The organism is Microbulbifer sp. HZ11, from assembly GCF_000708675.1.
Lineage (GTDB): Bacteria > Pseudomonadota > Gammaproteobacteria > Pseudomonadales > Cellvibrionaceae > Microbulbifer.
On sequence record NZ_JELR01000001.1, the window covers coordinates 1,102,487 to 1,126,780 of the forward strand.

The window sequence follows — 24,294 nt, forward strand, 5'->3', positions numbered from 1 at the left end:
CTTTCATTTCGGCTGGAAGATCGTGCGCACTCTAAGACCCTCACCGCCATATACAAAAAAAGCCCCATGCTTTCGCATGGGGCTTCAGAGAAGATGGCGGTGAGGGAGGGATTCGAACCCTCGATGCCTTTCGACATACACACTTTCCAGGCGTGCTCCTTCGGCCACTCGGACACCTCACCAAAACTGATTGTTGCGTTTCTTTCTGGAATTTTTCGAGCTTCCAGTCCGCACGCCTGCGTGCTCGTGATGCCCTTCGGGCATGGTCTCCGCGCTGCTGCGGCTCAGCCACTCGGACACCTCTTCAAATTGTCTTGCTAATCAGTAACATAGCGCCCCGATCAGCGAGCGCGCACTTTACAGAATGGCGGCGGCGGGTGCAAGTGTATTTGGCAAAAAAAGCCGCCAAGCCATTGGGTCTGTCAGGTTACTCGCCGGTCCAGTGGCTGAAGAAGTCTTGTGTGGCAAGGTCTGGGGCAGGCTTGGCGGGTTTAGCCGGGGTTCCCATATAGATGAAGCCGCTGATCTCTTCGTTGTCTGCCAGCCCGAGCCCCTTGGCCACCTGCCGGTTTTCTGCGAGGGCCCCGGTACGCCAGTAGGCGCCTATATTTTGCGCAAAGGCCGCGGTAATCATGGCCTGTACCGCGCCGGCGGTGGACATGCGCTGCTCGTTGAACGGGACTTTGGGGTGCTCCTGCAGGCAAGTGATCGCCACAACCACCAATGGAGCCCGGAGCGGCATGGCGCGGATGCGGTCTTTCTGGGCTTCGCTCAGGTCTTCCTGCTCAGAACTGGCCGACAGGTAGATCTCACCCAACCGGTTCCGGGCGGTGCCCTCTACTACCAGAAAACGCCAGGGGCGGAGATTCCCGTGGTCGGCAGCGCGGAGGGCCGCACGGAAGATATTTTCACGCTGAACACCTTCTGGCGCGGGCTCGGTCAATAACCCAATTGAAACCCGGTTGTGCAGTGCGTCCAACGCATCCATAAATGCCTCCTGAAAATTACATAAAACGCCGTGCACACCAAGATCCAGGGCTGCTCGGGCGGATCGCAGATTCTATCCTATTGGCGGACAAAAAATTATCTGAGACGATCGTCCGCATTCTGGCCGGATGGTCAATTAGCATCGCTTTCACCTACGGATAAGGGTAAACTTTGCGCCTGTCAGTGATCTAAGCCACGCATTTCCAATAGCGCATATCTTTACTGCGTTATTGGCGATCAAAAAATAGACGGGCACACTGAGAGCCGGCATTGATGCGGACGAGAAGAAAACAACAAGCTCCCATTTAACTCTTGCAGGAACGGTTGCCAACTGCCCCGTTTATTGCAGCACAGCTTTAATTAAGACCCAGCGTTCATGCAGAACCAGCCTGAAGAAACCAACAGCACAATCTCCGATTCCCGGTACCCGCTGTATTTTCGCGCTCTGATCTGTTTCGCGGCCTCCGGCACGCTTCTGAACAGTATCTCCTGGTCCTCCCTGTTTACACAGAGCGCCCTCCTGCCTCTGGGCATGGCAATCATACTGCTCGCTTACATTCCCCTCGCCTACCACATCAGCCGCCGGGCAATTCCTGATAACCACGAGGTAGTCCATCGCTGGCTGTCGTTTACTGACGCACTACTGGTCGGCATGGCAATGGCGCTTTCCAATTTCAGCCTGTTGCCAAGCCTGCTGTTCCTGACCATGGTGCAATTCAATGCGTTGACACTGGGCGGTGGGCGCAGCTGGTTTGAGCACAATACCGCCATGTTGCTCGGCGTGGGGGTTGGCTACCTGATACACCGCCCCGCCCTGGTGGTCAACGCGGACCTGAATATCAGTGCCGCCAGCCTGATCGGTGTGTTCACCTATTTCTGCTGTCATGCCTTTTATATGTTCAAGCAGATCTCCACCCTAAAGCGCGATAACGAGCAGCTGCAGAAAGAACAGCGCATCGCCAATCTCGCCAGTTACAAGCTGTCCCGCTACCTTCCCAAACGCCTGTGGCGTGCGGTAACCACCGGCAGGGAGAAAGAAATTGTCACCGAGCGCAAATTACTCACCGTATTTTTCTCCGACATCAAGGACTTCAGTCAACTGACCGAGGAGATGGAAGCGGAAACGCTGACACGACTGCTGAACAGCTATTTGACCGAGATGTCGCGCATCGTGGCCCACTATGGCGGCACCATCGATAAATTTATTGGTGATGCGGTGATGGTGGTATTCGGGGATGACCAGAGCAAGGGCCCCAAATCAGACGCCCTGCGCTGTGTAGCCATGGCGCTGGCCATGCGCAAACGTGTGCGGGAAATGATGCAGGAATGGTACGACCAGGGCATCTCCCACCCGCTGCAGATTCGCATGGGCATCAATACCGGCTATTGCACCGTCGGGGTTTTCGGCACCGCCGATCATCAGACCTATACGGTGATGGGGACTCACGTGAATCTCGCCGCGCGCCTGGAAAGTGCCGCAGAGCCCGGCGAGATTCTGATCAGCCATGAAACCTGGGCCATGATCAAACAGACCGTGATGTGCCGGGATAAGGGGCACATTACGGTGAAAGGCTTCAGCACTCCGGTCAAGGTGTACTCGGTTTCGGATCTGCGCAAGAACCTGGGTGGCCAACAGAGCTATCTGGAAGAACATGCGCCAGGCTTTGCGATGCACCTGGACCTGGAAAAAATCCGCAATTACGATAAAGAAAAAGTATTGAAAGCGCTTCAGAAGGCGCAGGCACAACTGAAGAGCAAGACCATTATTTAACGTCCAGGCAGTTGCTCCGCCTCGTGAACTTACTGTCGGGCAAAGCGCCCGGGAAAACAAATCTCTCCGGCCGATGTTCTCAAAGGATTGATATCCAGCCCACCCCGTCGGGTATAACGCGCGCACACAGTGAGGTGCTGAAAGTCTGCCAGCGCCTGCAGGTCGCAATAGATCCGCTCTACACAATGCTCGTGAAAATCCTGGTGTTCCCGGAAGGAGATGATGTAGGCCAGCAGTGCCTGCTGATCTAGCGCCGGCCCGGTATATTCGATACTCACGGTCGCCCAGTCCGGCTGGCCGGTGACCGGGCAGTTACTGCGCAACAGGTGACTGTAAAGAGTTTCCGCCACCGTCTCGCCACCGGCCACCAGTTTTAACAACCCCGCATCCGGCTGATACTGCCGGGCTTCGATATCCTGCTGGTCCAAACAGGTCCCAGCCGGGCGCTGCACTGCGAGCTCGGCATTTTCCACGTCATATAGGGTCACCGATACATCACTGCCTGCCGCGGCGCTCAGGTCCTGCTCCAGCACCCGGCGCACAGCGTTTTCGGACTCGAACTCGGTCTGATTCAGCGAGTTCAGATACAGCTTGAACGACTTGGACTCAATCATGAACGGACTGGAAGCCGCAAACCGGAAACGAGCCACGGCAACCTGAGGCACGCCCTTGGGGTTTAGCCAGGATAACTCAAAGCCCCACCACTCATCGGCGCCACTGAACGGAAGCGCCTCCCCATCCAGCCCCAATTGCGCACGGGACACAGCGCGGGGAATGGGATGCAGTAGTGTCGGATTGTATTTCGCTTCGTAGGTGGTCTCCTGCCCTAGGGGCAGGTTTTGCCAGTCTTCTCGGTTCATGTAATTTATTTAACCTTTCCGTTAGTGGCGCAGACGCTTACCGTGGCTCATTAAGTGCAAGGCCCACGCCGACAGCGCCGCAATAAACGCCAGGACACCGGCAAACGCCCAACCCACGTTGATATCGGATACACCCAGCACGCCGTAGCGGAAGGCATTCACCATATAGAGTATGGGGTTCAGCTTCGACAGCGCCTGCCAGAACGGTGACAGCAGATCGATGGAGTAAAACACCCCGCCGAGATAAGTCAGCGGTGTCAATACAAACGTCGGGATGATGGAGATATCATCAAAGCTGTTGGCAAAGATCGCATTAATAAAACCGGCAAGAGCGAACAGCACGGAAGTCAGGAACACAATCAGGATGGTAATGCCGATATGCTGCACAGACAGCGACGTAAACACCAGTGCGATCAAGGTTACGATCAGCCCGACAATCAGGCCGCGCGCAACGCCGCCAAGCACGTAGCCCGTCATAATCACCCAGTTGGGCGTGGGCGACACCAACAGTTCTTCCACACTGCGCTGAAATTTGGCGCTGTAAAAGGACGAAACCACGTTGCCATAGGAGTTGGTGATTACCGCCATCATGATCAGGCCCGGCACCACGAACTCCATGTAGGAATAACCACCCATCTCACCGATACGCTGACCGATCAGCGAACCGAAGATCACGAAATACAGGGACATGGTGATCACCGGTGGCACCAGAGTCTGCGGCCAGATGCGGGTAAAGCGGCGCACTTCGCGACGGAAAATGGTGGAGAAGGCTGTCCAGATTAATTGCGGGCTCATTATTCGGCCTCCTTATCCGCCGACGACGGCTGATTTTCAGCCAGCAGGGAGACAAACAGCTCCTCCAGCCGATTGGCGCGATTGCGCATACTGGTGACAGCAATATTCTGTGCACTCAATTGCGTAAACAGATCACTCAGAGACTGCCCCTTCTCGATGGTCACCTCAAGGCTGTGCTCGTCCAGCAGGCGCCCGTCAAATCCGCCAAAGTCCGGCGCCTTTTCCAGAGTCTCGCGCGTATCGAGAATAAACACTTCCCGACTCAGGGTTTTCAGCAGTGACTTGATGGAAGTGTTTTCGACAATATCGCCCTTGTCGATAATGGCGATATTGCGGCACAGGCTTTCCGCCTCCTCCAGGTAATGAGTGGTGAGAATGATCGTGGTGCCCTGGGCGTTGATTTCCTGCAGGAATTCCCACATGGAGCGGCGCAGCTCGATATCCACCCCCGCGGTGGGCTCATCCAGAATAAGCAGCTTGGGTTCGTGCAACAGCGCGCGCGCAATCATCAGACGGCGCTTCATGCCGCCGGAGAGCATCCGCGCCTGGGTACTGCGCTTGTCCCACAGCCCCAGTTTGCGCAGGTATTTTTCCGTGCGCTCCTCTGCCAGCTTGCGCGGCATACCGTAGAAGCCGCCTTGGGTGCAGACGATATCGAATACTTTTTCAAACTGGCTGAAATTGAATTCCTGCGGCACCACACCGAGCATCTGCTTGGCCGCCGGGAAATTGTCGTCAATATCGATACCGAATATGGACACACTGCCGCCGGTCTTGCGCACCAGGGAGCAGAGGATGCCGATGGTGGTGGACTTGCCCGCGCCATTGGGGCCAAGCAGGGCAAAGAAATCCCCCGGCTGCACATCAAAGCTGATGCCCTTGAGGGCTTCAAAGCCGTTGTCGTAGGTTTTCTGCAAATCGCGAATAGAAAGTGCGGCAGTCATAAAAAGTACTGAATCTGTAAAAGGTAGGCGCTATTCAACGCCTGCAGCGAAAACATTTCAACCGCGGGGTGGAAAGCACGGGAATTCGAGAAGCAGGTTCGCCAGAAAACAGGCAAAAAAAAGCCGCTCATAGAGCGGCTTTTTATTTTGGAGCGGGAAACCGGGTTCGAACCGGCGACCTCAACCTTGGCAAGGTTGCGCTCTACCAACTGAGCTATTCCCGCAATCCTGTGGTAAAGCTGCCAGAGCAGCTTCACAGCATTGGCATCCCCAAGGGGAGTCGAACCCCTGTTACCGCCGTGAAAGGGCGGTGTCCTAGGCCTCTAGACGATGGGGACATAGAACATTCTCAATCTCTTGGAGATTGAGTTTGGTAATCTGGAAACCATCTTGCGATCAATTTCCTTTTTACCTGCTCACTCGCAATTGCCAGTGAACAAAAATTGGAGCGGGAAACCGGGTTCGAACCGGCGACCTCAACCTTGGCAAGGTTGCGCTCTACCAACTGAGCTATTCCCGCGTGGCATCCCCAAGGGGAGTCGAACCCCTGTTACCGCCGTGAAAGGGCGGTGTCCTAGGCCTCTAGACGATGGGGACCCAGAAGCTTCTTTCGGTGCCGCTGTTTCGGTGAAGAAAGATCAGCAGTGCCTCAGAAGTGGTGCGCATTCTATGGACGGGCCGGGGGGCTGTCAACACCCGATTGAAAACTTTTTTACAAATTTTTCCTTTCCATACAGGCACTTACATAACCTGTGCACAAAACCCGCAGAAATACCCCGTCAAATTGACCCACTATTACTGCGCCACCTGCACACCTTCAGCCACCCGTCGCTTCAGCTGCCCCATAAAGGTCCGGATGGTCTCAGCATTGCTACCCAGGTCACGACTGCCGGTGCGGGATGCTGAGCGCATGTCAACCCGGGTTGAGATGGAAGCTGGGGACGCGTCCATGTTGTTGGTGCTGTTCTTGTCACTGCCCTTTGCGGCATCGCTCCGCTCACCCTCCGGCCGAATCCGCACCACTACATCCTGGGTGATACCGAGAACCGGCGTTCGCACCACGGCTTCCAGCGTTCCTTTCCCGGGCTGAACCGCAATGATGCGCCACCCCAAGTCCCGGGCGATCACTTCGGCCTGCGCAATGACCTCCGCGGGCTTCGCAGTCAAAACCAGTGGTTTGATATCCCCATACGCGGGTGTTTTCTGCTGAATCGCAGCGGCTACATTTCCCGGATAGTCAGGGCTGTGATCCCCCTCTTTGCGCAGAGACAACAGCAGGTCAAACTGGGGCGGGTCTTTGAGGTCGGTAGAGATATCGTACAACGCGGGGGTGCTGAGGTTCTGCTGGCCCACCAGCAGCAAAGGCAGGGCTACGGGTATCACCCCCATCAACATGGCCCAGAGCGCCGCCGATCTCGCCTCTGTGTGGCGCCGAACCATGCCCCAGAGGAATACCAGCATGGACAACAGCGCCAGCCCGACCATGCCAAGCCCGAGGGCAGCAAACACGGTAAATGACGAATCCAGATGCAGCAGGCCCACCCGCACGGCGACGACCGTAAGCGCTATGAGGGTCAATAGCAGCCACTGGCAGCGGTACAGCCAGCGGCTCCAGTGCCGCGGACGACCGGATCGCAGCATGTTGAAACTCCCCTTCAGGCCCCGGCAAGCCCGCTATTCGGGTTTCTCATCCGGGTTCAGTTTTACCGACAGTGAATTAACACAATAGCGCAAGCCGGTCTCGGTCGGGCCATCAGGGAAAACGTGCCCGAGATGACAGCCGCAATTGGCGCAGACGATTTCCGTGCGCTGCATGCCAAGACTGTTGTCCACCCGCTCTTCCACCACCCCCTGCTCCGCCTCAGCATCAAAACTGGGCCAGCCGCAACCGGCGTCAAACTTGGATTCCGCATTGAACAGCAGCTTGCCGCAACAACGGCACAGGTACTTGCCATCCTCGAAGGTATCCCAATACTCACCGCTGAATGGACGCTCGGTCCCGGCTTCCCGGCAAACGTGAAATTCTTCCGGTGTCAGGCGTTCGCGCCAGTAGTTATCGTCTTTTTCTTTTGCCATACTGTGACTCCTTTTTTGCCTGATAAGTCAGTATCCAGCGGCATTACCCTGCCCGGCACAACGCTTTGCGGCAGCACCCCAATCCCGGTGCCAACCCTTCGTCCGGCCGGTTACCCGCCAAGATGTAGCACAGCCTACTAGGTCCGAGCGTTTGGTAGAAACGATTTTGCCAGCCCGATGCCCAGCCGGACTTTCCGGTACCCGTGCTGTCGGAATGACGGAAATAAACCCTTAGCAACAAGCTCATACAAAGAACGCAGCAATGAAGGATATTCACAAGTCGGAAAAACTCCACGGGGTCTGTTACGAAATTCGCGGACCGGTGATGGAGCAGGCAACGCGCCTGGAAGAAGAAGGCCACCGGATCATGAAGCTGAACATCGGCAACCCGGCGCCCTTCGGCTTTGACGCGCCTGATGAAATCCTTCAGGACGTGATCTACAACCTGTCTCAGGCACAGGGCTATGTGGAGTCCAAGGGCCTGTTCGCGGCGCGCAAGGCCATCATGCACGAGTGCCAGGTACTCGGGGTGCCCAATGTGGATATCGACGATATCTACCTGGGCAACGGAGTGTCCGAGCTGATTTCCATGTCCACTCAGGCGCTGTTGAACAACGGCGACGAAATGCTGTTACCGATGCCCAATTACCCTCTGTGGATGGCCGCCACCAATCTCACCGGTGCTAAGGCGGTATTGTATCGCTGCGACGAGCAGGCCGACTGGCTGCCGGATATCGACGATATCAAATCGAAGATTACCCCGCGCACCCGCGGAATTGTGGTCATTAATCCCAATAATCCCACTGGTGCCGTCTACCCCCGCGAACTGCTGGAGCAGATTGTGGAAGTCGCGCGTCAGCACAACCTGGTGATTTTTGCCGACGAGATTTACAGCAAGATACTGTACGACGACGCTGAGTTTATTCCCATGGGCTCACTGGCCGAAGACGTGCTCTGCCTCAGCTTTAACGGTCTGTCCAAGTCTTACCGCCTGGCCGGATTCCGCTCCGGCTGGATGATCGTGAGTGGCGCCAAGCACCGGGCCAAAGGCTTTATTGAGGGCATGGATATACTCTCGTCCATGCGCCTGTGTGGCAATGTGCCAGCCATGTTCGCGGTGCAGACGGCGCTCGGCGGCTATCAGAGCATCAACGACCTGGTGTTACCCGGCGGCCGCCTGCGCAAACAGCGCGACCTCGCCTGGCGCATGTTGAACGACATCCCCGGGGTGAGCTGTGTGAAACCCAGGGGTGCGATTTACATGTTCCCCAAGATCGACCTGGACCGCCACAAGATAGAAAATGATGAACGTTTCGTGCTCGACTTCCTGCGTCAGGAAAAAATCCTGCTGGTACAGGGTAGCGCCTTCCATTGGGACGCACCGGATCACCTGCGGATTGTATTCCTGCCCCGCGCGGACGACCTGACCCATGCGGTGAGTCGACTGGGGCATTTCCTCGAGCGCTACTCAAGCTAACAGACCGTACACGGGAAATATGCTGGACGATCTACACATCCACGACTTTTACCGCGACGCGGGGAGAATACTGCTGGCGCTATTCCAGCAGTTTCCCGCACCGGCCACCATCTATGTGGAAGATATCGCCGGGCCGGATACGCCGGACGAATTCGGCCTGCACTCACCCCGCCACCTGGCCTGCCTCGGCGCCATGACCTGGTTGAAGGAATGCGGTTATATCAGCTTCACCCAGCTGGTGCGCCAGGAAGCAATTGAGGACGCCACCCTGTCCCACCGCAGTTTTCTACTGCTCGTGAGCCGGGGGGATGATGGAATGAGTAACGCGGAGAAACTGGACCAGGTGGTGCGCAGTGGGTCTTCTCCCCAGCTGGAAGGGCTGATAGTGGAGCTGATGCGCTCGCTCTAACGCTCTGTACCTTTTCTAAACCTGTAGGGTGGATAACCGAAGGGCATCCACCAAAATCCCACCGCAGTTGGTGGATGCGCTGCGCTTATCCACCCTACGGGGTCGATCAACTTCTTTTGAATTTCACGTGCAGCATTTTCAGCGCTGCATCAGGATCGCTATCGGGAAAATCCGGATTTTGCGGCAAGCGAGCCACCACGGAGTAACCCGGGTTCGCTGCCTCGATCAGCCCTCTAAAAAAGTGCTCGCTGTGGGCGGGTGAATTCAGCACCAGCAGTAAATCCGCTTCATCGGCGAGACAAGCCGGCAACTTCTCCAGCAGCTTCGCATAATTGATATCTACCTCAAATGCGCCCCGCTGTCGTGTCGGTGGATCTACCACCGCCAGCTGGAAAGGGCCACTGCGGTCGTAGCGTTTAAAATCTCGCACGGCATCCCGGGCAACAAAGCGAATCCCCTTCATCGGCAACTGGTTGAACTGATGGTTCGCCTGTCCGCGTTTCAATACGCCCTTGTTCAGGTCGATATTGAGAATCTCCAGGTCGCCGGCTGCGCGCGCCACGACCGAAAACGCACAGGTAAACGAGAACAAGTTCAGCAGCTTCAGGTTTTCTACCTTGCCGGCTTTTTCCTGCACCTGTTGCTCCAGCCACTGGCGCCCGGGTTCGATATCCAGAAAAAAGCCCACATTCTGGCGATCAAAAGTCAGCGGGAATTTCAGATCACCTCGATGCGCTACCGGTGCTTCCACGGGCTCCCCGCAGTGCCACTCAATCGGGGACCTGCGCAAGTAGCGCCGCTGCACTGCCACCCCGGAGTACCCGACTGGTTGCGCCAGCGACCACAAGGCCTCGACCAGCGCGTCCTCCCCTTCGTACTCCTCGAACAGGGTCACGAGCATCGCCGGGTGATAGCTGTCCACGCAGACCCGGTCCAGGCCGGGAAAACAGTGGCCGCGGCCATGAAAGAGTCGGCGGCTGTCTGGGGTATCCCCCACAGCGGGGTCAGTCAATTTACTGCGCACTTCCTGCAGCAGGGGTTCCCAATTCAAGGTGTCAATCACTCACGATTGTATTTGCGGGCACTTCACCACTGCCGTCGCCAGACAGAGGGTAAAGAATTTCGTCGCGGTAGCCGGTCACTACCCGTACAAAGCCACTCCAGGCTTCGTCCAGTTGCGGATCGCCGCTGTCGATCAACAGCGGGCGGCCACCCAGTTCGGTAATTTTGGTTTTGGTGGCGATCACCATCAGATTGTCGCGTCCGACGGCCTGCAATACCGATGGATTCAGTTGCTGGTTGCCGCGGCCAATCAGGTGTCCCTGGCCGCCGATGGCGGTGAGAATAATTTTTACCGGACGTTCACGATCATTCTCACGGTGCCGGGCAATCGCGTCATTGATCTGCGGTGCGCTCACATCTTTTTCCAGCAGCGCCCCTTGGCACCAGAGATCCACCCCCAGCAAGGTTCCATCACCACCGAGCTCACTCAATACAGCAAGGGTGGTGGATCCGGGGCCGAAAACGTAAAGCGTATCAGGGTCCAGCGCGTCTATTTCTTCAACAATTTGTGCGGCGATATCCGCAACCGCCAGCTCTTCCACCTCGCGCCCGGCATTTTTTACTGCCTGCAGAAAGTGGCCCTCTTCTGGCACCAGCAGGTCTCCGTAGTAGCGGGTACTTACCCTGCCCTCACGAAAAGACTTCTCGTCGATATCCCGCACCTCGTGCTGGTGCAGATCCACCAGTTCTCCGGCCATCAACCGGCGCAACACCTCACCGCCGGCACGGGGCGAAATGGCAAAACAGGCGGAGTGCATTTTGACACCGGCGGGAATACCCAGCACCGGGAAGGCATCGCCGAGGGCGTTGACCAAATTGCGCGCGGTGCCGTCGCCACCGGCGAAGACGATCAGGTCGGCACCGGCCGCGCGAATGGCCTTCGCGGCCCGCTCGGTGTCCTCTGGCGTCGAGCGATCACCTTCTGCCGTACCCACCACATCAACATTGAACCCGAGGGAGATCGCAAGCTGCTCCCCCATATCACCGGCGAAGGTGACAATCTGCAAGGCGCTACTGAATGGCTGTAGCGCAGCGAGTGCAATAGCTGCGCGCTTGTGTGACTCCGGCACAATACCTGCCGCAAGCGCGCGCTCCACGGTGTCGGCTCCGTCGCTACCTTTCAGCCCTGCGGGGCCACCGACACCGGCCCAGGGGTTGATGATGAGTCCGAGTTTTTTCAGTTTCACTTGAGCCCCAGGATGGCCAGTTGATTGCGGGTGGCATCGTCCAGATTGGGCGCTTGCGCCAGCTGGTAGTGGGAGAACTCCAGACGCTTCGGGTATTGCTTACGCAGGTGATCAAATGCAACTTTCATCGGTTCACCATCTGCTTCAGATTCCTTTGCAGCAGCACGCAGGTGGGCATCGTCTTCCCGTGGGTCATACATGGCCAGCAGCAGCTCGCGGATGGCGGCAAATCCCGATTGTTCCGTAACCAACGCCACGGCATCCGCTTGCGACGACTCAGCGGCAACCTCACCCGGCAAACCCAGGGCGCGGTCGAGCGCCTCGCGCACCATACGTGTGCCGGCCAGTTTTCCGTCGTGACTGTAACCCGCGATATGTGGGCTACCGAGATCCACCAAGTGCAGCAGATTCAGGTCTATGTCCGGCTCGTTTTCCCATACATCCAGAACCGTCGTGAATTTTTGCTCACGCTCGCACAGGGCCAGCAAGGCTTCGTTGTCGACGACGGCGCCGCGCCCCGCACTCATCAGCACGGCGCCGGGACGGATACATTCCAGAGCGCGACCATCCAGCATATGCAGGCTGGGATGCGGCCCATTTTTCACCAGCGGTGCGTGCTGACAGATCACATCCTGTTGCAGCACGATATCGAGACTGACGCTATCCGGGTTGTCGGTTTTCCAAGGGTCGTAAATTTTGCAGGGAATACCCAGTGCACGCAGCTTGCGCTGCAGGGTACCGCCAACATTGCCGCAGCCGATAATACCGAAGCTACGCTCGCGCCAGTCGATATTCAACGCCGCCAAGGCGCAAAATACATATTCCACAACGGAGTTGGCGTTGCAGCCGGGCGCCGCGCTCCAGGCGATGTCCCGCGCCTCCAGCCACGGGATGTCCAAATGGTCGGTGCCGATGGTACAGCTACCCACAAAGCGCACAGGCGTATTCGCAAGCAGCGCTTCATTCACTTCCGTCACAGATCGCACCAGTAACACATCGGCACCCATCAGCTGCTCCCGGCTTACTGTTCGTCCGGGAACGCGGGTGATGGTACCCAGCCCTCCAAACCACTGATCCAGACCGGGAATATTTTCGTCAGCGACTATGTTGAGGCGCGGTGTTTTTTGTGAACTCATCATCTATTGGGTGAAATCCATTGTGGTGGTAGAGGAGAACTCAAGCGGTTATACCCGCCCGCTCGGCGGACAATGTGCGTATAATTTTTTTCGCCAGCCCGGCGATACCGAATTCTTCTGCGAGCGCGATAGCGAAGTCAGGGTCAACCCCACCGCCACTTAAATCAGGCACTGTTACGTCCAGTGGTACGTCGTACGCTAACTGGGCCAACGCCAAAGACATCACAATCTGCTCGCGGTATTCCGCGATTTTTTCAACAAGCCTGGTTGCACCGCGTATGTTCAGTGTCGCAATTCTGTCCGGGCAGTCGATCAACTCTGCGACGGAGTCCACACCTCCCAGTAATTGCGCCGCTGTTTTCGGGCCGATGCCGGGTACCCCGGGGATATCGTCGACACTGTCACCAACCAGGGCCAGGTAATCCGCAATCTGCGACGGGCGTACACCAAACTTGGCAACGATTTCCCCGTCTCCAATATACTGGCCTGCGGCAAAGTCCCACAAAGCAGCGGCCCCGCGATCCAGTAACTGACCAAGGTCTTTGTCGCGGGTAACGATCAACGGTGCCGCACCCTGCTCCACGCAGATCCGGGTCAGGGTGGCGAGAATATCATCCGCCTCATAGCGGTCACTGGCGAAACTGACAATCCCCAGCGCTTCGGCCATTTCCCGGCAGGCAGCCAGCTGGAAGGCCAGCGCCTCGTCCGGAAGTACCCGGCTGCATTTGTAATCTGGATAGATCTCGTTGCGAAAGCAGCTGCCCAGGGACTCATCAAACGCACAGGCAATACCATCCGGCCGACTGTCCAGCAGATCGAGGAGGAAGTTGGTAAACCCGTACACCGCTTCGGTGGTATAGCCTGAGCGGCTTTCCCAGTTTGGCGGCAACGCGAAGTAGTAGCGGAAGATATAGACGGAGGCATCCACCAGGTAGATCTGCTTCACCGGAGGTCCTCCAGCCGGTAGGACCCTGGCTGCAAGGGGTCCGGCTGCCGGAAAGCCGCTGCCAGGGACTGCGCAAACAGGCGCGCGCGCGCATTCAAACCCACCAAACAGTTGCGCTGCACCTGTTGCCAGATGTCATGCCTGAAGGAATCACTGGGGCCCAGCCCCGCATCCAGATTATCGGCACTGACCCGGAAGCTCATGCCGCAGGCTCGCGAGAAAATCCACTCCAGGGCCTGGGGCTTGACCTCCACACGCTCGAATTCGATCTGCTGCGCTTCACTACGCCCGTCCGGAGCATACCAGTAGCCGTAATCAGGAAGCTGCCGGCGCTGCTCACCGGCCACACACCAGTGAGCGGCCTCGTGCAAAGCACTGGCGGGATAATCGTAGGAGAACTCGATCCGATGGCACTCCCCCGGGGCCGTCGCCGGACGGTAAAAGGGTTCGGTATGGCCTCCAACCAGGCACGTATTCAACGCTTGCGGCGCCGCGAAGCAGTCATTAAATACCCTGACTATCCGTTCAGTCACGGTTGACTCAGGCGTAGGGGGCTCGTCCCTCTGCACTGGGTCAGAGTGGTACGAAACTTGCCTTTTTGGTAAAGCTGAGGCTGTATCTGGCAAAACGTGTGGTCACTGTCGTGTTAAATCACAGGCGGCACGCCCGGTTGGCGCGGACTATAGCAGTGCCGACGGGGGGATCAAGGCCGGCGGCCGGGAGCCCCGGCCACCCGAGCTCAAGAGCGGACACCGGGTCCGCAACCACAACTTACCCGCTCAGCTAATTAGAGGAGGTACTTAGAGGCAAAGAACCCCATTCCGCTGGTTGTATTTATGCGGAACAGAATATACCTTTGAATATGGGGATACCGGAAACCTGCTGCTGCTCATTGCCATCCGTTGCGAGCGCTCTGGGTAGTTGTTTTCGGTTGCGGTACCGGCTTCCCAGGGAGGCAAAAAAGTTGCTCCCGGAGTCTGGATTTGGCGATGGCCGACAGGCCTTCGCACAGTATCTCTACGCCGGTTGCTTCTCAGAAGTACAAGACCTTCCGCCCTACTACCGGCCCTGCAAGGAGGTGCTCTATGACCGACCACAGTACTAACAACGTGGTTGACCTCTTCACCGGCAAGCCTATCGAGACTTCAGAGAACCTGCGGTTTATCCGTCTGTCTCCGGAGCTGGATGGCTTGGAAATGCTCTACTCCAACAGTTCCAGTGGAACAGATCTCTACAGTCTGAAAATCCTTTGCTGGGGGCTTCGTGCCAACGGTGAGGTAGTCGGGCTGGTTCCCTGGTTGAACTCCATCGTCGCCTGCCCGGATATTCAGGACCCTCTGGATGGACGGTTTGAAGGCTATTACGACTCTGGCATCGAGGAAATTTTCCACGAGCCACCCATCCATAAAATCGTCGAGCTGGAGACTGCGGCGGAATACTTCGAGTACGAAAGCAATCAGGCAGATGAAGTGGTTCAGGAGATCCCCGACACCATTGGTACCCATGCGGTGTTTATGGATGCGGATAAGGAGAATCTGACCCTTACGGAAGTCGTGAGCTGGCGCCTATTTGCCAGCGGAGAGATCCACGGCATGCTGATTGACCACAATAGTGTGGAGACTACACCGGTGCTCCCCGGGGACGATTGTCTGTACCCCGCTCAGGAGTCGGAGTGTTTCCGTTACTTCTTCCAACACCACATCGCCAACAAGATCAAATCCGAGGACCCTGAGGCCCTGGCTGCGATCGCGGCGCTTGTCACTTCGCCCTAACTTACTTCCCTCTCATACATGTAAAACAAGGGCGGCCAGTGGTCGCCCTTGTTATTTCAGGATTCTTTCGTTCCATTGTGGCGGCCAATCACCGGGTATAGGTTTTCAAAATCGCAGCGAAGTACCCACTGCGTGGGACCGGCTACCAATCATAGATTGGTGTCGTTCGGCTACGCGCGAAGCAGTGCTTCGCAAACGCTTGCCTCACCCATATATGCTCCGACGGTTTTGAAAACCTATACCCGATGCTCGGCCTTCGCTTCTGGCTACTGTGAGTCAGTCGGCTTTTTTGATCCAGTAGACAAACTCATCATTTTCCTCGGCGTGCTTCACAAGCTCATAACCCAGAAACTGGCAGAACTTGGGCACATCCCGCTGGGTGGAGGGGTCGGTGGCAAACATCTGCAGCACTTCGCCGGCGGCAACTTTGCGCACGGCGGTGTGGAGCATCATGACGGGTTCCGGGCACAGAAGGCCGCGGGCATCGAGGGTGTGGTGTGACTTCATAGAGCTATTGTCGGGGATTTGCACGGGCGCGTCATCTGGTATGGTAGAACTCATTGGTTTCGTCTTGGCAGTCTCGACGGGAAGAGCGACCATTGGCACCCAAGACTAAACTGCGTACACCGAGACAACCAATCCAGAGCCAGCAGGATTCAAACGCAGAAATGATTTATGTATTGATTGAGCGAGAAATCGCCGAAGACCTGGAAACCACCTACGAAGACGCGGCACGCAAGCTGCTGACTAATGCCTATCAGACCACCGGATTCGTGGATGGGCACACCTACACCGAGCTGGGTAACCCCCTGCGCCGATTTACCCTCTCCCGCTGGAAGTCGGTGCTGCACTGGCAGCAGTGGTACGACAGCGAGGAGCGGCGGGATCAGATGGCGCAACTGGCTCCAATGATGGCCAGCGAGGAGCGGATTACCATCCTTGAAGATGCAGCCATTGGCGCATCTGGTCAGCAGCCGTCTGCCAGTGTTGTGTCTGGGTAAAGCCGCTTGCCTTGCGTGGCTTGAAGTCGTGATCACCATCTTCGAGCCAATGCAGGCCGATACCGGAGCCCAACGGATACTCCGCCACTTCGTCCCGGCTGCCGAGCTTATCCCGGCTGCCCTGAATAATCACAAGCGGGCAGGTCATCGGGCGCAGGTGGTCGGTCCGCAATTTTTCCGGTTTCCCCGGGGGGTGAAATGGGTAACCCAGGCATACGGCGCCGGCAATCGCGCCCTTTTCGACATTTTTCTGCGCCAGCATGCTCGCCACGCGTCCACCCATGGATTTTCCACCAATAACCAGGGGCACCCCCGGAAACTCGGCATTCGCCCGGTCTATCTGCTCCTGAAAAAATGCCTGTAATACGTCCATTTTGTTGGGAGGCCGCCGTTTACCGGTGAGTCGACGTTCTGACATATACGGGAATTCGAAGCGAATAACACCCACTCCCCGCTGTACAAGCAATCCAGCCATAGCCTGCATAAAATCACTGTCCATCGGTGCCCCGGCACCGTGGGCGAACAGGAACCAGGTGCAGGGAGTGGACTCAGGTCGATCGACCAGCCAATCGGCAGGCGCGGCCATCAGTAGCCTCCGTCCTTTGGAAGGTCTTCCGCCAGAATCAGGTTAATGGACTCTTCCCCCGGCTCGAACCAGATCACCACGGTTTTGTTGTCCAGCTGGCGGCGCAGGTTCGCAACCTTGTCGGTCAGGCTCACCTCCCGCTCTCCGTAATCGGTGCCGTCGCGAGTTGCGTATTCCTCCAGCAGATTCTGCAGGGTGTCCGGGTCCAGTTGTTTGTAGGGAATAATCATGGTTTGCGATTCAATAAATACACGGATATTGATGGATGGCTCGACAACAAAAAAATGCCCCGAGCGTTCCGGCTCGGGGCATCTTATCGTAACGCCTGTATCAGGATCGAATCAGACTGTCGCAAGGAACCTATATCAACTATCCGATATTCACGACTTCGGCTTGCGGAACCGCAAGGTCATGCGATCACTCTCACCAATGGCCTGGTATTTATCCTTATCCTCGTCACCGAGGCGCAGTGACGGTGGCAAGGTCCAGACACCCTTGGGGTGGTCCGCAGAGTCTTTGGGGTTGGCATTCACTTCGCTCGCTTCTTCCAGTACAAAACCGGCCTTGGTCGCCAGCTCAACCACGTAGTCCTGGGTCATATAACCGCTGGTTTTCATGGCGTCGCGCTCGGTACCCGGCTTGGCCCGATGCTCCACGACACCCAGTACACCACCCGGTTTCAGGGCTTTATAGAAGGATTTGAAAGCGGCGGCTTCGTTGTCACCACGCATCCAGTTATGCACATTGCGGAAGGTCAACACCGCGTCGGCGGAGCCCGCCGGGGCGATCTCGGTGTCTTTACCCGGCGCAAATTCGGTCAGCACGATATGACCGTGGGTATCTTTCTCCTCCGCCAGCCACTTTTCAAAGTTCTCACGGGAGCGCTTGAAGTAACCCACATCGGTATCTTTGGGGAAGTGAGCCGCGTAGAGCTTGCCCTCATCGCTCAGTAGCGGGGACAGAATCTCCGTGTACCAACCACCGCCCGGCCAGATTTCCACCACGGTCATATCGGGCTTGATCTGGAAAAACTCGAGGGTTTCCGCGGGATGGCGGTACTGGTCACGCTGGGTGTACTTTTCCGTGCGCTTTTCGTTGGCGACAGCGTCTTTGATGGGATCGGCCTGTACGGTACCTGCGATAGTCATGGCACAGGCCATACCGGCGAGCCAGTGAGTCAGTTTCATCAAGAATCTCCCAAGTGATTCAGGTGGTTGGAATTATTTTCTGTACTCACGGATTCAACACGTTGACCGCCGCCATGTAAAGGCTACTGAGTGGCATTCTCGGCTAGTTGAGGCCTATTCACGTTTTTTGCCCACTGGGGCTCTCACTGGCTACAATTCACCAAATTGTTATCTGTGCCAGGAAGGATGTCCCTATGCAACAGCACCTCGTCATTTCGATCATCAGCGACGATAAACCCGGTGTGGTGGAGATGCTCTCCTCTGCGGTGGCGGAGAATGGTGGCAATTGGGAAGACAGCCGGATGGCGCACTTTGCCGGTAAGTTCGCGGGCATCCTGCGAGTGAGTGTGACGGCGGATGACTGCGCGCGCCTGCGGGAGGCCCTGCAGAATCTGGCGGGTGACGATTTCAAACTGCAGATTGAGGATGCTCTGGCGGTGGCGGCGGATACTCGTCAGACGTTGCAGTTGAAGTTGGTGGGTAGTGATCGACCGGGGATTGTGAAGGAGATTTCCCGTGCCCTGGCGGCACGCAAGATCAATATGGAGACACTGGATACCCGTTATGGCAGTACGCCGTGGAGTGGTGAGCCGCTGTTCTCTGCGGAGTGCACGATCAGTGTGGCGGAGGATGTGAGTATCGATGGCCTGCACGATGAACTCGATGAGATCGCCGATGAGCTGGGTGTCGAGATAGACTGCGAAGAGACTTCCTCCGCGTTATAATCCGCGCCTAATTGTTGGACCGTGGCCAATTCAGACCTCTAGCCTCTGGGTTCTTAAGCTGCTTCTGGGCGGTGCCGGTATCGGGTACTGCCTTTCGAGACACAAGCTAGGCGCCCCCCGGTAACCCATCCCTGGGGGCTCTGCACCGCCATCCTTGGCGGTGAAGGTCTCGCAAGGCAGTACCCGACACCTTCACGTTAACCGCCTGTAGTTCAGCCGCAGCTACTACTACCCCATTGCATACATGTTCAAAATCGTCCTCTACCAACCAGAAATTGCCCCAAACACCGGCAATATCATCCGCCTGTGCGCCAATACCGGCGCCGAGCTGCACCTGATCGAACCCCTGGGGTTTGCGATGGATGACAAGCGTCTGCGCCGTGCGGGGCTGGATTACGCCGAGTACAGCCGTGTGGTGCGCCACCGGGATTGGGCGGCATTTGTGGAGGCGGAGCAGCCGAAGCGGGTATTAGCGCTGTCCACCAAGGGCAGCAAGCCGCACTCGGAGGTTGCATTTGAGGTGGATGATGCGATTGTCTTTGGGCCGGAGACGCGCGGTCTACCGGCGGAGTTTCTGGCAATGACGGGGCCGGAGAATACGCTGCGTATTCCCATGTGCCCCAACAGCCGCAGTATTAATCTGTCCAACGCGGCAGCCATCGTTATTTATGAGGCCTGGCGTCAGCTGGGCTATGTGAACGCTCAGTAGATTATGCAAACAACAGACAGTTCCCACGATACGTCCCTGGCCCCAATCGGGCTGTTTTACGGTTCCAGCACCTGTTACACGGAGATGGCGGCGGAGAAGATTCGCGATCGCATCGGTGAGGAGTGGATCGATCTGCACAATGTGGCAACGGACGATGTGGCGCTGATGCAGGAGTACGATTTTCTGATTCTCGGTATTCCGACCTGGGACTACGGCGAGTTGCAGGAGGATTGGGAGAATTGCTGGGATCAACTGGCGACGCTCGATCTGAGCGGCAAAAAGGTGGCCTGTTACGGACTTGGCGATCAGGAGGGGTATCCGCAGTGGTATCAGGATGCACTCGGTTATCTGCACGCACAGGTCGTCGCTGTGGGGGCCAAGGCGGTAGGTTACTGGTCTGCAGATGGCTATGACTTTGAGGAGTCCAAGGGATTGACGCCGGATGGCAGTCAGTTTGTGGGGCTGGCACTGGATGAAGAGAACGAGTTTGATCGCACCGATGAGCGTCTGGACCAGTGGTGTGCTCAGGTTATGCGCGAGTTTGGCCTAGAGAGTGGCCTAGAGAGTGGTCTAGAGAGCGGGCTAGATGCTTGATGTGACATCTGCGATATGAGCAGCCAAGATCAGCGTTCTGTTTGCCACGCACAATTGGCGTGGCGCGATAACGGCCAACCGGTTTCCAGTGCCTTCGACGATATCTATTTTTCCACCGCCTCGGGACTGGAAGAAACCCGCCATGTTTTTCTCACGCAGAATTACTTGCGCGAGCGCTGGGCGGCACTATCGGATGATGCTGTATTTACCATCGGCGAAACCGGCTTCGGTACCGGACTGAATTTTCTCGCAGCCTGGCAGCTTTGGAGAGATACCGCCCCCGCCTCCGCGCATCTGCACTTTGTCAGCGTGGAGAAGTACCCCCTGCACCCCCGGGATCTGGCGCGGGCACTGGCCATGTGGCCGGAACTGACACCGCTCAGCGCTCATCTGATCGCCAATTACCCCGCCCAGCTCGCACCCGGTGCGCACCGCATTGTGTTCCCGGGCAATGTGCATTTGACCCTCGTCATTGGTGAGGCCAGCCGCGGGTTTGAGTCGCTGGCCCTGGAAGACGCTGACCGGGACCGACAGATGAACGCCTGGTTTCTGGATGGCTTTGCACCATCAAAGAATCCAGAGATGTGGAGCGAAGCGCTGTTCAAATCCATCGCGGTACTGAGTGCCGGGGGCGCGACATTTGCCACTTTCACCTGTGCCGGGATTGTGAAGCGCGGTTTAAAGTCCGTGGGCTTTGCGCTGGAAAAGGTGCCGGGGTTTGGACGCAAACGGGAAATGTTGCGGGGCCATTTTGCCACCGGAGACGAAGCCGGTGGCAAAGGTATCTATTCTGCCACTCCCTGGCACCTACCCCCCTCTCTGGCAGGCAAGCCAGAACGCATTGCCGTGATCGGTGCCGGCATCGCCGGCGCCACCACAGCACGAGCGCTGGCGGCAAGGGGTTTTCAGGTTACGGTTTTCGAAGAGGGCAGCAACCCGGGCAGCGGCGCCTCGGGAAACGATCAGGGTATTCTGTACGCAAAGCTCTCCCCCAAGCCCGGCCCCAACGGCGATTTCAATCTCCAGGCCCTGCAGTTTGCCCAGCGCTTCTATCCGAATACCTGCCCTCAGGCGGCACACTTTGACGGCCTGTTACAACTGGCACAAACGGAAAAAGAGCAGCAGTTACAGCAGCAGATTTGCCAGCAACTGGATTTGGACGGCAGCAGCCTGCTGGCACAACCGGTGACCGCAGAGCAAGCCTCGGAACTCGCCGGCGTAGCGCTGGATTTCCCAGGGTTGTATTTTCCAAGGGCTGGATGGCTGCAACCCAAGCTGGTCTGCAGCAACCTGTTACAGCATGACCGCATTCACGTCCGCTTCAATACCCGTGTCATCAAGGCTCAATTCCAGGCAGATCAATGGCAATTGCAGCTGGACAGCGAAAATCAGCCGCAGTGTTTTGATGCCCTGATTCTCTGTATCGCCAACGCTAATCGCCAGTTTCCGCAAAGTGCTCCCCTGCCCCTACAACCGATCCGCGGCCAGGTCTCTTTTGCGAAGGCAACACCCGCCACAGAAAAGTTGAAGATCGCTCTGTGTGGCGAAGGGTATATTGCGCCGACGACAATTGCGGAGGGCACACAACGGGCCGAATACCACAGCTTCGGCGCCACCTTCAAACTCAAGCAGACGGAAACGGACGTTCGCGAAGTGGAACACCGGGAAAATATGGAAACCCTCGGCACACTACTTCCGGAATTTGAGAAAGCGTTTGACGGGCAGCCCCTGGAGGGTCGCGCAGCTCTGCGCGCTGCCACGCTGGATTACCTGCCGATGGCAGGGCCGGTGGCACAGTGGGATGCACTGGAAAGTACCTACTCTGCCCTCAGAAAAAATCGCAAGCAGCTGATTCCTGAGCGCACACCGTACCAACGCAACCTGTACGTGCTTACCGGGCTGGGTTCCCGGGGCTTTACCTATGCGCCGCTGGCGGCAGAGATACTGGCCGCATGGATCAATAATGAAGTGATGCCGGTATCGGTAGACCTGGTGAAGGCGCTGCACCCGATGCGTTTCGCGATTCGCGCTCTGGGTAAAAACAAGCCGATCTGAGGTTCCCTAGGCTTTCTCTTCCAGGGCCGGGGCAGCGAGCAGCTGGCCGCTTCCTGAACCACAGGCGACGATCGATTTCATGGCTGCTTCCACCGTCACATGGGGCAGGATGTCAACACACTCGGGGGGCAGGTGATACACAAATCCCGATGTCGGCACCGGCGCGGTGGGTACATAGACGGTGAAGTGGCCATCGGCGTGGGTGGATGTCACGATTGCGGTTACCGACAAAGGGTTGTCCGCACCGTGAATCCGGGCCCGCGCCACCGGCCCCGACAGCACGCCCTCGGTACCTCCGCCACCAATAAACTGCAGCACCAGTTCCTTGATAGTGTTGTAACCGGGTGCCAATTTACCCAGCCAGTGATCCAGGTGACGGTGCACCCAGCGCCCCACACTGGTTTTCACTAACAGTCCAATGAGAAAGCAGAGCCCCAGAATCACCGCTATCACGATCAGGCGGGCAAAGTTATCCTTGAACTCTGTATGTGCCTGCATCCACTCCGTGGCCGGTGCCACCAATGCACTGATCTGCCCAAACAGCCACTGGAACAGCAGGAAAAAAATGGCGATTGGCAATACAACAGCCAGGCCACCTAACAGGGTCAGCGTAATAAATGTTTTAATTCTGGTCATCTTGGTTCTAATAGCTGCACGAATTGTTATGGAACGCCGGTACTCCACCGGCAATTACCGGGAAGTCCGAATCAGACCATGAAAGCCGCCCTCACCGCTCTGCTCTTGCTCACACTGTGTGCTTCCGCTGCAGCCACCCCCTATCCTCGGCTGGTGGAGCATCAGCTACTCGAGAGCAAGTCACGCCCCGCGGACCACTTCACCCAGGGCCTGTATTTTGACGGCGAACGCTGGTTGGAAAGCAGCGGCCTCTACGGCCGATCCTGGCTCGCGGAGTATACCGATCCCGGCGGCAATCCCGTAAGGCGCAAATGGCTGGCAAGCGATCGTTTTGCCGAAGGCCTCGCGGTTTTCAATAATTACCTGTATCTGCTCACCTACCGTGCCGGTGAACTGCAGATCTACGACCGCGCCAATTTTCAACTGGTACACCTGCTGCATTATTCTGGGGAAGGTTGGGGACTCACCAGCGACGGCGAGTCACTGATCATGAGCAACGGCAGCGACACACTCAGTTTCCGTACGCCCGATGGCTTCCGGGTGACCCGCCGGTTGAAAGTGACCGGCGGCGGGGAAGATTGGTCGCGACTCAACGAACTGGAGTACGCAAACGGATTGATCTGGGCGAATATCTGGCAGGACACCCGGATTATCGCTATCGACCCGGGCTCCGGGGAAGTTCAGGGATGGGTGGACCTGAAAGCGTTGCAGGATGACAGCGTGCCCGGGCGGCGGCATGTGGACGCCGTAGCCAATGGTATCGCATGGGATAGAGCGCGCAACGGGCTGTGGGTAACGGGAAAGTTGTGGCCCAAGCTTTATCTTATTCGCCCCGACGGGCTTGGATTTGACCGGGAAAGCCAGGACGCCCCCGAAAATTGAAGGTAGATTATCCGCCCTCGGAATCCGTCAGTTCCGGTAGTAATCAATCACCGTCAGAAGTCCTCCGGGACGAAGCATCTCAAGGGCCGGGCCACGGACCTGCAGGCGGTATCCGCGCTGCCGGCGCTCCAGGGTCACACCATCCGCACCGCGACCGCCGTCGAACAGCATTGCGTGGTCACCATTGGCGGCACGCCACTGAACCCCTTCCACATTTCGCATCCCCGGCAATTCGATAGTCACCGCCTGCAGATCGCCGGGTAGCTCGCGCATTTCCATACGCGCAATGCCCGAAGACGTCGCGAGAGAGTAATTGAGCTGGTGTGCGGGGGCCGGCTTCCAGCCGAGATGGGTATCTGCCACTGCGGATTGGGCAAGACTGCGCGGATTGATCGGCTCCGGGGCCGAGCTTACGCAACCGGCCAGGCCAATCAGTAAGGCAGTAACGCAAGTACAGGAAACTGTTTTAGACGTCGTTGTCGATGCGCGCATAGCAT

General features: G+C 57.3%; 27 protein-coding genes and 5 tRNA genes. 10 read left to right on the forward strand and 22 right to left on the reverse strand.

Annotated elements, in window-relative coordinates; translation table 11 throughout:
* Positions 1-94: 94 nt before the first annotated feature.
* Positions 95-182, reverse strand: a tRNA-Ser gene (locus AU11_RS04835).
* 245 nt (positions 183-427) lie between these two features.
* Positions 428-988, reverse strand: coding sequence for a nitroreductase family protein (locus AU11_RS04840; RefSeq protein WP_043316879.1), 561 nt, complete (start codon positions 986-988; stop codon positions 428-430).
* A 375-nt stretch (positions 989-1,363) separates the two neighbouring features.
* Here AU11_RS04840 and AU11_RS04845 point away from each other — a divergent pair, with 375 nt between their 5' ends.
* Positions 1,364-2,758, forward strand: a complete 1,395-nt coding sequence (locus AU11_RS04845; RefSeq protein WP_043316881.1) for an adenylate/guanylate cyclase domain-containing protein — start codon at positions 1,364-1,366, stop codon at positions 2,756-2,758.
* A gap of 29 nt (positions 2,759-2,787) precedes the next feature.
* Here the strand turns inward: AU11_RS04845 and queF are convergent, their stop codons facing one another.
* The 9 genes from queF to msrB form a co-directional block, all read right to left on the reverse strand.
* Positions 2,788-3,618 (reverse strand): NADPH-dependent 7-cyano-7-deazaguanine reductase QueF, encoded by an 831-nt coding sequence (gene queF, locus AU11_RS04850; protein ID WP_043316886.1) that lies wholly within the window; start codon positions 3,616-3,618, stop codon positions 2,788-2,790.
* Positions 3,619-3,639: 21 nt separating this feature from the next.
* Entirely contained in the window at positions 3,640-4,413 is a 774-nt protein-coding gene (locus tag AU11_RS04855) for an ABC transporter permease (protein ID WP_043316889.1), read from the reverse strand.
* Complete coding sequence (locus AU11_RS04860) at positions 4,413-5,357, reverse strand: ABC transporter ATP-binding protein (protein ID WP_043316890.1); 945 nt, start codon at positions 5,355-5,357, stop codon at positions 4,413-4,415. Before AU11_RS04860 ends, AU11_RS04855 begins: the two co-directional genes overlap by 1 nt.
* Before the next feature lie 148 nt (positions 5,358-5,505).
* Positions 5,506-5,581: transfer RNA gene (locus tag AU11_RS04865), tRNA-Gly, on the reverse strand.
* A gap of 38 nt (positions 5,582-5,619) precedes the next feature.
* A tRNA-Glu gene (locus tag AU11_RS04870) sits at positions 5,620-5,695 on the reverse strand.
* A 106-nt stretch (positions 5,696-5,801) separates the two neighbouring features.
* Positions 5,802-5,877: transfer RNA gene (locus tag AU11_RS04875), tRNA-Gly, on the reverse strand.
* 1 nt (position 5,878) lies between these two features.
* Positions 5,879-5,954: transfer RNA gene (locus AU11_RS04880), tRNA-Glu, on the reverse strand.
* Positions 5,955-6,152: 198 nt separating this feature from the next.
* Positions 6,153-6,998: a DUF1499 domain-containing protein gene (locus AU11_RS04885; RefSeq protein ID WP_043316893.1), complete on the reverse strand. Its 846-nt coding sequence runs from the start codon at positions 6,996-6,998 to the stop codon at positions 6,153-6,155.
* A 33-nt stretch (positions 6,999-7,031) separates the two neighbouring features.
* Positions 7,032-7,433, reverse strand: a complete 402-nt coding sequence (gene msrB, locus AU11_RS04890; protein ID WP_043316895.1) for a peptide-methionine (R)-S-oxide reductase MsrB — start codon at positions 7,431-7,433, stop codon at positions 7,032-7,034.
* A 262-nt stretch (positions 7,434-7,695) separates the two neighbouring features.
* On the opposite strand from msrB, the gene AU11_RS04895 reads away from it, so the two are divergent.
* Together AU11_RS04895 and AU11_RS04900 are read left to right on the forward strand one after the other, a co-directional pair.
* A complete protein-coding gene (locus AU11_RS04895) occupies positions 7,696-8,910 on the forward strand; it encodes a pyridoxal phosphate-dependent aminotransferase (RefSeq protein WP_043316898.1) in 1,215 nt (404 codons plus the stop codon).
* A 19-nt stretch (positions 8,911-8,929) separates the two neighbouring features.
* Positions 8,930-9,319 carry a hypothetical protein gene (locus AU11_RS04900; protein ID WP_043316899.1) on the forward strand — a complete coding sequence of 130 codons (390 nt, stop codon included), beginning with the start codon at positions 8,930-8,932 and terminating at the stop codon, positions 9,317-9,319.
* 106 nt (positions 9,320-9,425) lie between these two features.
* Here AU11_RS04900 and AU11_RS04905 read toward each other — a convergent pair whose 3' ends face one another.
* The 5 genes from AU11_RS04905 to AU11_RS04925 are packed head-to-tail and all read right to left on the reverse strand — an operon-like array spanning position 9,426 to position 14,183.
* Positions 9,426-10,382, reverse strand: a complete 957-nt coding sequence (locus AU11_RS04905) for a class I SAM-dependent methyltransferase (RefSeq protein ID WP_231491545.1) — start codon at positions 10,380-10,382, stop codon at positions 9,426-9,428.
* The gene (locus tag AU11_RS04910) at positions 10,375-11,568 is read right to left on the reverse strand and encodes an ATP-NAD kinase family protein (protein WP_081847937.1); all 1,194 of its coding nucleotides are present in this window, start codon (positions 11,566-11,568) and stop codon (positions 10,375-10,377) included. Before AU11_RS04910 ends, AU11_RS04905 begins: the two co-directional genes overlap by 8 nt.
* Positions 11,565-12,707 (reverse strand): 4-phosphoerythronate dehydrogenase, encoded by a 1,143-nt coding sequence (locus tag AU11_RS04915; RefSeq protein WP_156035135.1) that lies wholly within the window; start codon positions 12,705-12,707, stop codon positions 11,565-11,567. The genes AU11_RS04910 and AU11_RS04915 overlap by 4 nt, the downstream gene beginning before the upstream one ends.
* Positions 12,708-12,744: 37 nt before the next feature.
* The gene (locus AU11_RS04920) at positions 12,745-13,650 is read right to left on the reverse strand and encodes a 5'-3' exonuclease H3TH domain-containing protein (protein ID WP_043316901.1); all 906 of its coding nucleotides are present in this window, start codon (positions 13,648-13,650) and stop codon (positions 12,745-12,747) included.
* Positions 13,647-14,183, reverse strand: a complete 537-nt coding sequence (locus AU11_RS04925) for an elongation factor P hydroxylase (protein WP_043316904.1) — start codon at positions 14,181-14,183, stop codon at positions 13,647-13,649. Before AU11_RS04925 ends, AU11_RS04920 begins: the two co-directional genes overlap by 4 nt.
* Before the next feature lie 552 nt (positions 14,184-14,735).
* On the opposite strand from AU11_RS04925, the gene AU11_RS04930 reads away from it, so the two are divergent.
* Positions 14,736-15,422, forward strand: a complete 687-nt coding sequence (locus AU11_RS04930; protein ID WP_043316907.1) for a hypothetical protein — start codon at positions 14,736-14,738, stop codon at positions 15,420-15,422.
* A gap of 276 nt (positions 15,423-15,698) precedes the next feature.
* Here the strand turns inward: AU11_RS04930 and tusA are convergent, their stop codons facing one another.
* Entirely contained in the window at positions 15,699-15,929 is a 231-nt protein-coding gene (gene tusA, locus AU11_RS04935) for a sulfurtransferase TusA (RefSeq protein ID WP_043316909.1), read from the reverse strand.
* A gap of 92 nt (positions 15,930-16,021) precedes the next feature.
* On the opposite strand from tusA, the gene AU11_RS04940 reads away from it, so the two are divergent.
* Complete coding sequence (locus AU11_RS04940; RefSeq protein ID WP_231491547.1) at positions 16,022-16,423, forward strand: antibiotic biosynthesis monooxygenase; 402 nt, start codon at positions 16,022-16,024, stop codon at positions 16,421-16,423.
* Here AU11_RS04940 and AU11_RS18000 read toward each other — a convergent pair.
* The 3 genes from AU11_RS18000 to AU11_RS04955 form a co-directional block, all read right to left on the reverse strand.
* Positions 16,353-17,009 (reverse strand): alpha/beta fold hydrolase, encoded by a 657-nt coding sequence (locus AU11_RS18000; RefSeq protein WP_081847938.1) that lies wholly within the window; start codon positions 17,007-17,009, stop codon positions 16,353-16,355. The two genes, AU11_RS04940 and AU11_RS18000, sit on opposite strands and share 71 nt — an antisense overlap.
* Positions 17,009-17,239, reverse strand: coding sequence for a YheU family protein (locus AU11_RS04950; RefSeq protein ID WP_043316915.1), 231 nt, complete (start codon positions 17,237-17,239; stop codon positions 17,009-17,011). Before AU11_RS04950 ends, AU11_RS18000 begins: the two co-directional genes overlap by 1 nt.
* 150 nt (positions 17,240-17,389) lie before the next feature.
* Positions 17,390-18,196 (reverse strand): class I SAM-dependent methyltransferase, encoded by an 807-nt coding sequence (locus AU11_RS04955; protein WP_043318201.1) that lies wholly within the window; start codon positions 18,194-18,196, stop codon positions 17,390-17,392.
* A 194-nt stretch (positions 18,197-18,390) separates the two neighbouring features.
* On the opposite strand from AU11_RS04955, the gene AU11_RS04960 reads away from it, so the two are divergent.
* From AU11_RS04960 to mnmC, 4 genes are all read left to right on the forward strand, one after another.
* The gene (locus tag AU11_RS04960) at positions 18,391-18,921 is read left to right on the forward strand and encodes a glycine cleavage system protein R (protein ID WP_043316917.1); all 531 of its coding nucleotides are present in this window, start codon (positions 18,391-18,393) and stop codon (positions 18,919-18,921) included.
* Positions 18,922-19,165: 244 nt separating this feature from the next.
* A complete protein-coding gene (gene trmL / locus AU11_RS04965) occupies positions 19,166-19,630 on the forward strand; it encodes a tRNA (uridine(34)/cytosine(34)/5-carboxymethylaminomethyluridine(34)-2'-O)-methyltransferase TrmL (protein WP_043316919.1) in 465 nt (154 codons plus the stop codon).
* A gap of 3 nt (positions 19,631-19,633) precedes the next feature.
* Positions 19,634-20,224 carry a flavodoxin FldB gene (gene fldB / locus AU11_RS04970; protein WP_051686961.1) on the forward strand — a complete coding sequence of 197 codons (591 nt, stop codon included), beginning with the start codon at positions 19,634-19,636 and terminating at the stop codon, positions 20,222-20,224.
* 15 nt (positions 20,225-20,239) lie between these two features.
* On the forward strand, positions 20,240-22,279 hold the full coding sequence (gene mnmC, locus AU11_RS04975) for a bifunctional tRNA (5-methylaminomethyl-2-thiouridine)(34)-methyltransferase MnmD/FAD-dependent 5-carboxymethylaminomethyl-2-thiouridine(34) oxidoreductase MnmC (protein WP_043316923.1): 2,040 nt from the start codon (positions 20,240-20,242) through the stop codon (positions 22,277-22,279).
* 6 nt (positions 22,280-22,285) lie between these two features.
* Here the strand turns inward: mnmC and AU11_RS04980 are convergent, their stop codons facing one another.
* Complete coding sequence (locus AU11_RS04980) at positions 22,286-22,915, reverse strand: DUF502 domain-containing protein (protein ID WP_043316925.1); 630 nt, start codon at positions 22,913-22,915, stop codon at positions 22,286-22,288.
* Between the two features lie 78 nt (positions 22,916-22,993).
* On the opposite strand from AU11_RS04980, the gene AU11_RS04985 reads away from it, so the two are divergent.
* Complete coding sequence (locus AU11_RS04985; RefSeq protein ID WP_043316928.1) at positions 22,994-23,797, forward strand: glutaminyl-peptide cyclotransferase; 804 nt, start codon at positions 22,994-22,996, stop codon at positions 23,795-23,797.
* 27 nt (positions 23,798-23,824) lie between these two features.
* Here the strand turns inward: AU11_RS04985 and AU11_RS04990 are convergent, their stop codons facing one another.
* On the reverse strand, positions 23,825-24,289 hold the full coding sequence (locus AU11_RS04990; protein ID WP_156035137.1) for a hypothetical protein: 465 nt from the start codon (positions 24,287-24,289) through the stop codon (positions 23,825-23,827).
* Between the last annotated feature and the right edge of the window lie 5 nt (positions 24,290-24,294).

Excerpts from the sequence above, each read along its gene's own strand:
- AU11_RS04840 (WP_043316879.1), bottom strand. The coding sequence starts at position 988 with ATGGATGCGTTGGACGCACTGCACAACCGGGTTTCAATTGGGTTATTG.
- AU11_RS04845 (WP_043316881.1), top strand. The coding sequence starts at position 1,364 with ATGCAGAACCAGCCTGAAGAAACCAACAGCACAATCTCCGATTCCCGG.
- queF (WP_043316886.1), bottom strand. The coding sequence starts at position 3,618 with ATGAACCGAGAAGACTGGCAAAACCTGCCCCTAGGGCAGGAGACCACC.
- AU11_RS04855 (WP_043316889.1), bottom strand. The coding sequence starts at position 4,413 with ATGAGCCCGCAATTAATCTGGACAGCCTTCTCCACCATTTTCCGTCGC.
- AU11_RS04860 (WP_043316890.1), bottom strand. The coding sequence starts at position 5,357 with ATGACTGCCGCACTTTCTATTCGCGATTTGCAGAAAACCTACGACAAC.
- AU11_RS04885 (WP_043316893.1), bottom strand. The coding sequence starts at position 6,998 with ATGCTGCGATCCGGTCGTCCGCGGCACTGGAGCCGCTGGCTGTACCGC.
- msrB (WP_043316895.1), bottom strand. The coding sequence starts at position 7,433 with ATGGCAAAAGAAAAAGACGATAACTACTGGCGCGAACGCCTGACACCG.
- AU11_RS04895 (WP_043316898.1), top strand. The coding sequence starts at position 7,696 with ATGAAGGATATTCACAAGTCGGAAAAACTCCACGGGGTCTGTTACGAA.
- AU11_RS04900 (WP_043316899.1), top strand. The coding sequence starts at position 8,930 with ATGCTGGACGATCTACACATCCACGACTTTTACCGCGACGCGGGGAGA.
- AU11_RS04915 (WP_156035135.1), bottom strand. The coding sequence starts at position 12,707 with ATGATGAGTTCACAAAAAACACCGCGCCTCAACATAGTCGCTGACGAA.
- AU11_RS04930 (WP_043316907.1), top strand. The coding sequence starts at position 14,736 with ATGACCGACCACAGTACTAACAACGTGGTTGACCTCTTCACCGGCAAG.
- tusA (WP_043316909.1), bottom strand. The coding sequence starts at position 15,929 with ATGAAGTCACACCACACCCTCGATGCCCGCGGCCTTCTGTGCCCGGAA.
- AU11_RS18000 (WP_081847938.1), bottom strand. The coding sequence starts at position 17,009 with ATGGCCGCGCCTGCCGATTGGCTGGTCGATCGACCTGAGTCCACTCCC.
- AU11_RS04950 (WP_043316915.1), bottom strand. The coding sequence starts at position 17,239 with ATGATTATTCCCTACAAACAACTGGACCCGGACACCCTGCAGAATCTG.
- AU11_RS04955 (WP_043318201.1), bottom strand. The coding sequence starts at position 18,196 with ATGAAACTGACTCACTGGCTCGCCGGTATGGCCTGTGCCATGACTATC.
- AU11_RS04960 (WP_043316917.1), top strand. The coding sequence starts at position 18,391 with ATGCAACAGCACCTCGTCATTTCGATCATCAGCGACGATAAACCCGGT.
- trmL (WP_043316919.1), top strand. The coding sequence starts at position 19,166 with ATGTTCAAAATCGTCCTCTACCAACCAGAAATTGCCCCAAACACCGGC.
- fldB (WP_051686961.1), top strand. The coding sequence starts at position 19,634 with ATGCAAACAACAGACAGTTCCCACGATACGTCCCTGGCCCCAATCGGG.
- mnmC (WP_043316923.1), top strand. The coding sequence starts at position 20,240 with ATGAGCAGCCAAGATCAGCGTTCTGTTTGCCACGCACAATTGGCGTGG.
- AU11_RS04980 (WP_043316925.1), bottom strand. The coding sequence starts at position 22,915 with ATGACCAGAATTAAAACATTTATTACGCTGACCCTGTTAGGTGGCCTG.
- AU11_RS04985 (WP_043316928.1), top strand. The coding sequence starts at position 22,994 with ATGAAAGCCGCCCTCACCGCTCTGCTCTTGCTCACACTGTGTGCTTCC.
- AU11_RS04990 (WP_156035137.1), bottom strand. The coding sequence starts at position 24,289 with ATGCGCGCATCGACAACGACGTCTAAAACAGTTTCCTGTACTTGCGTT.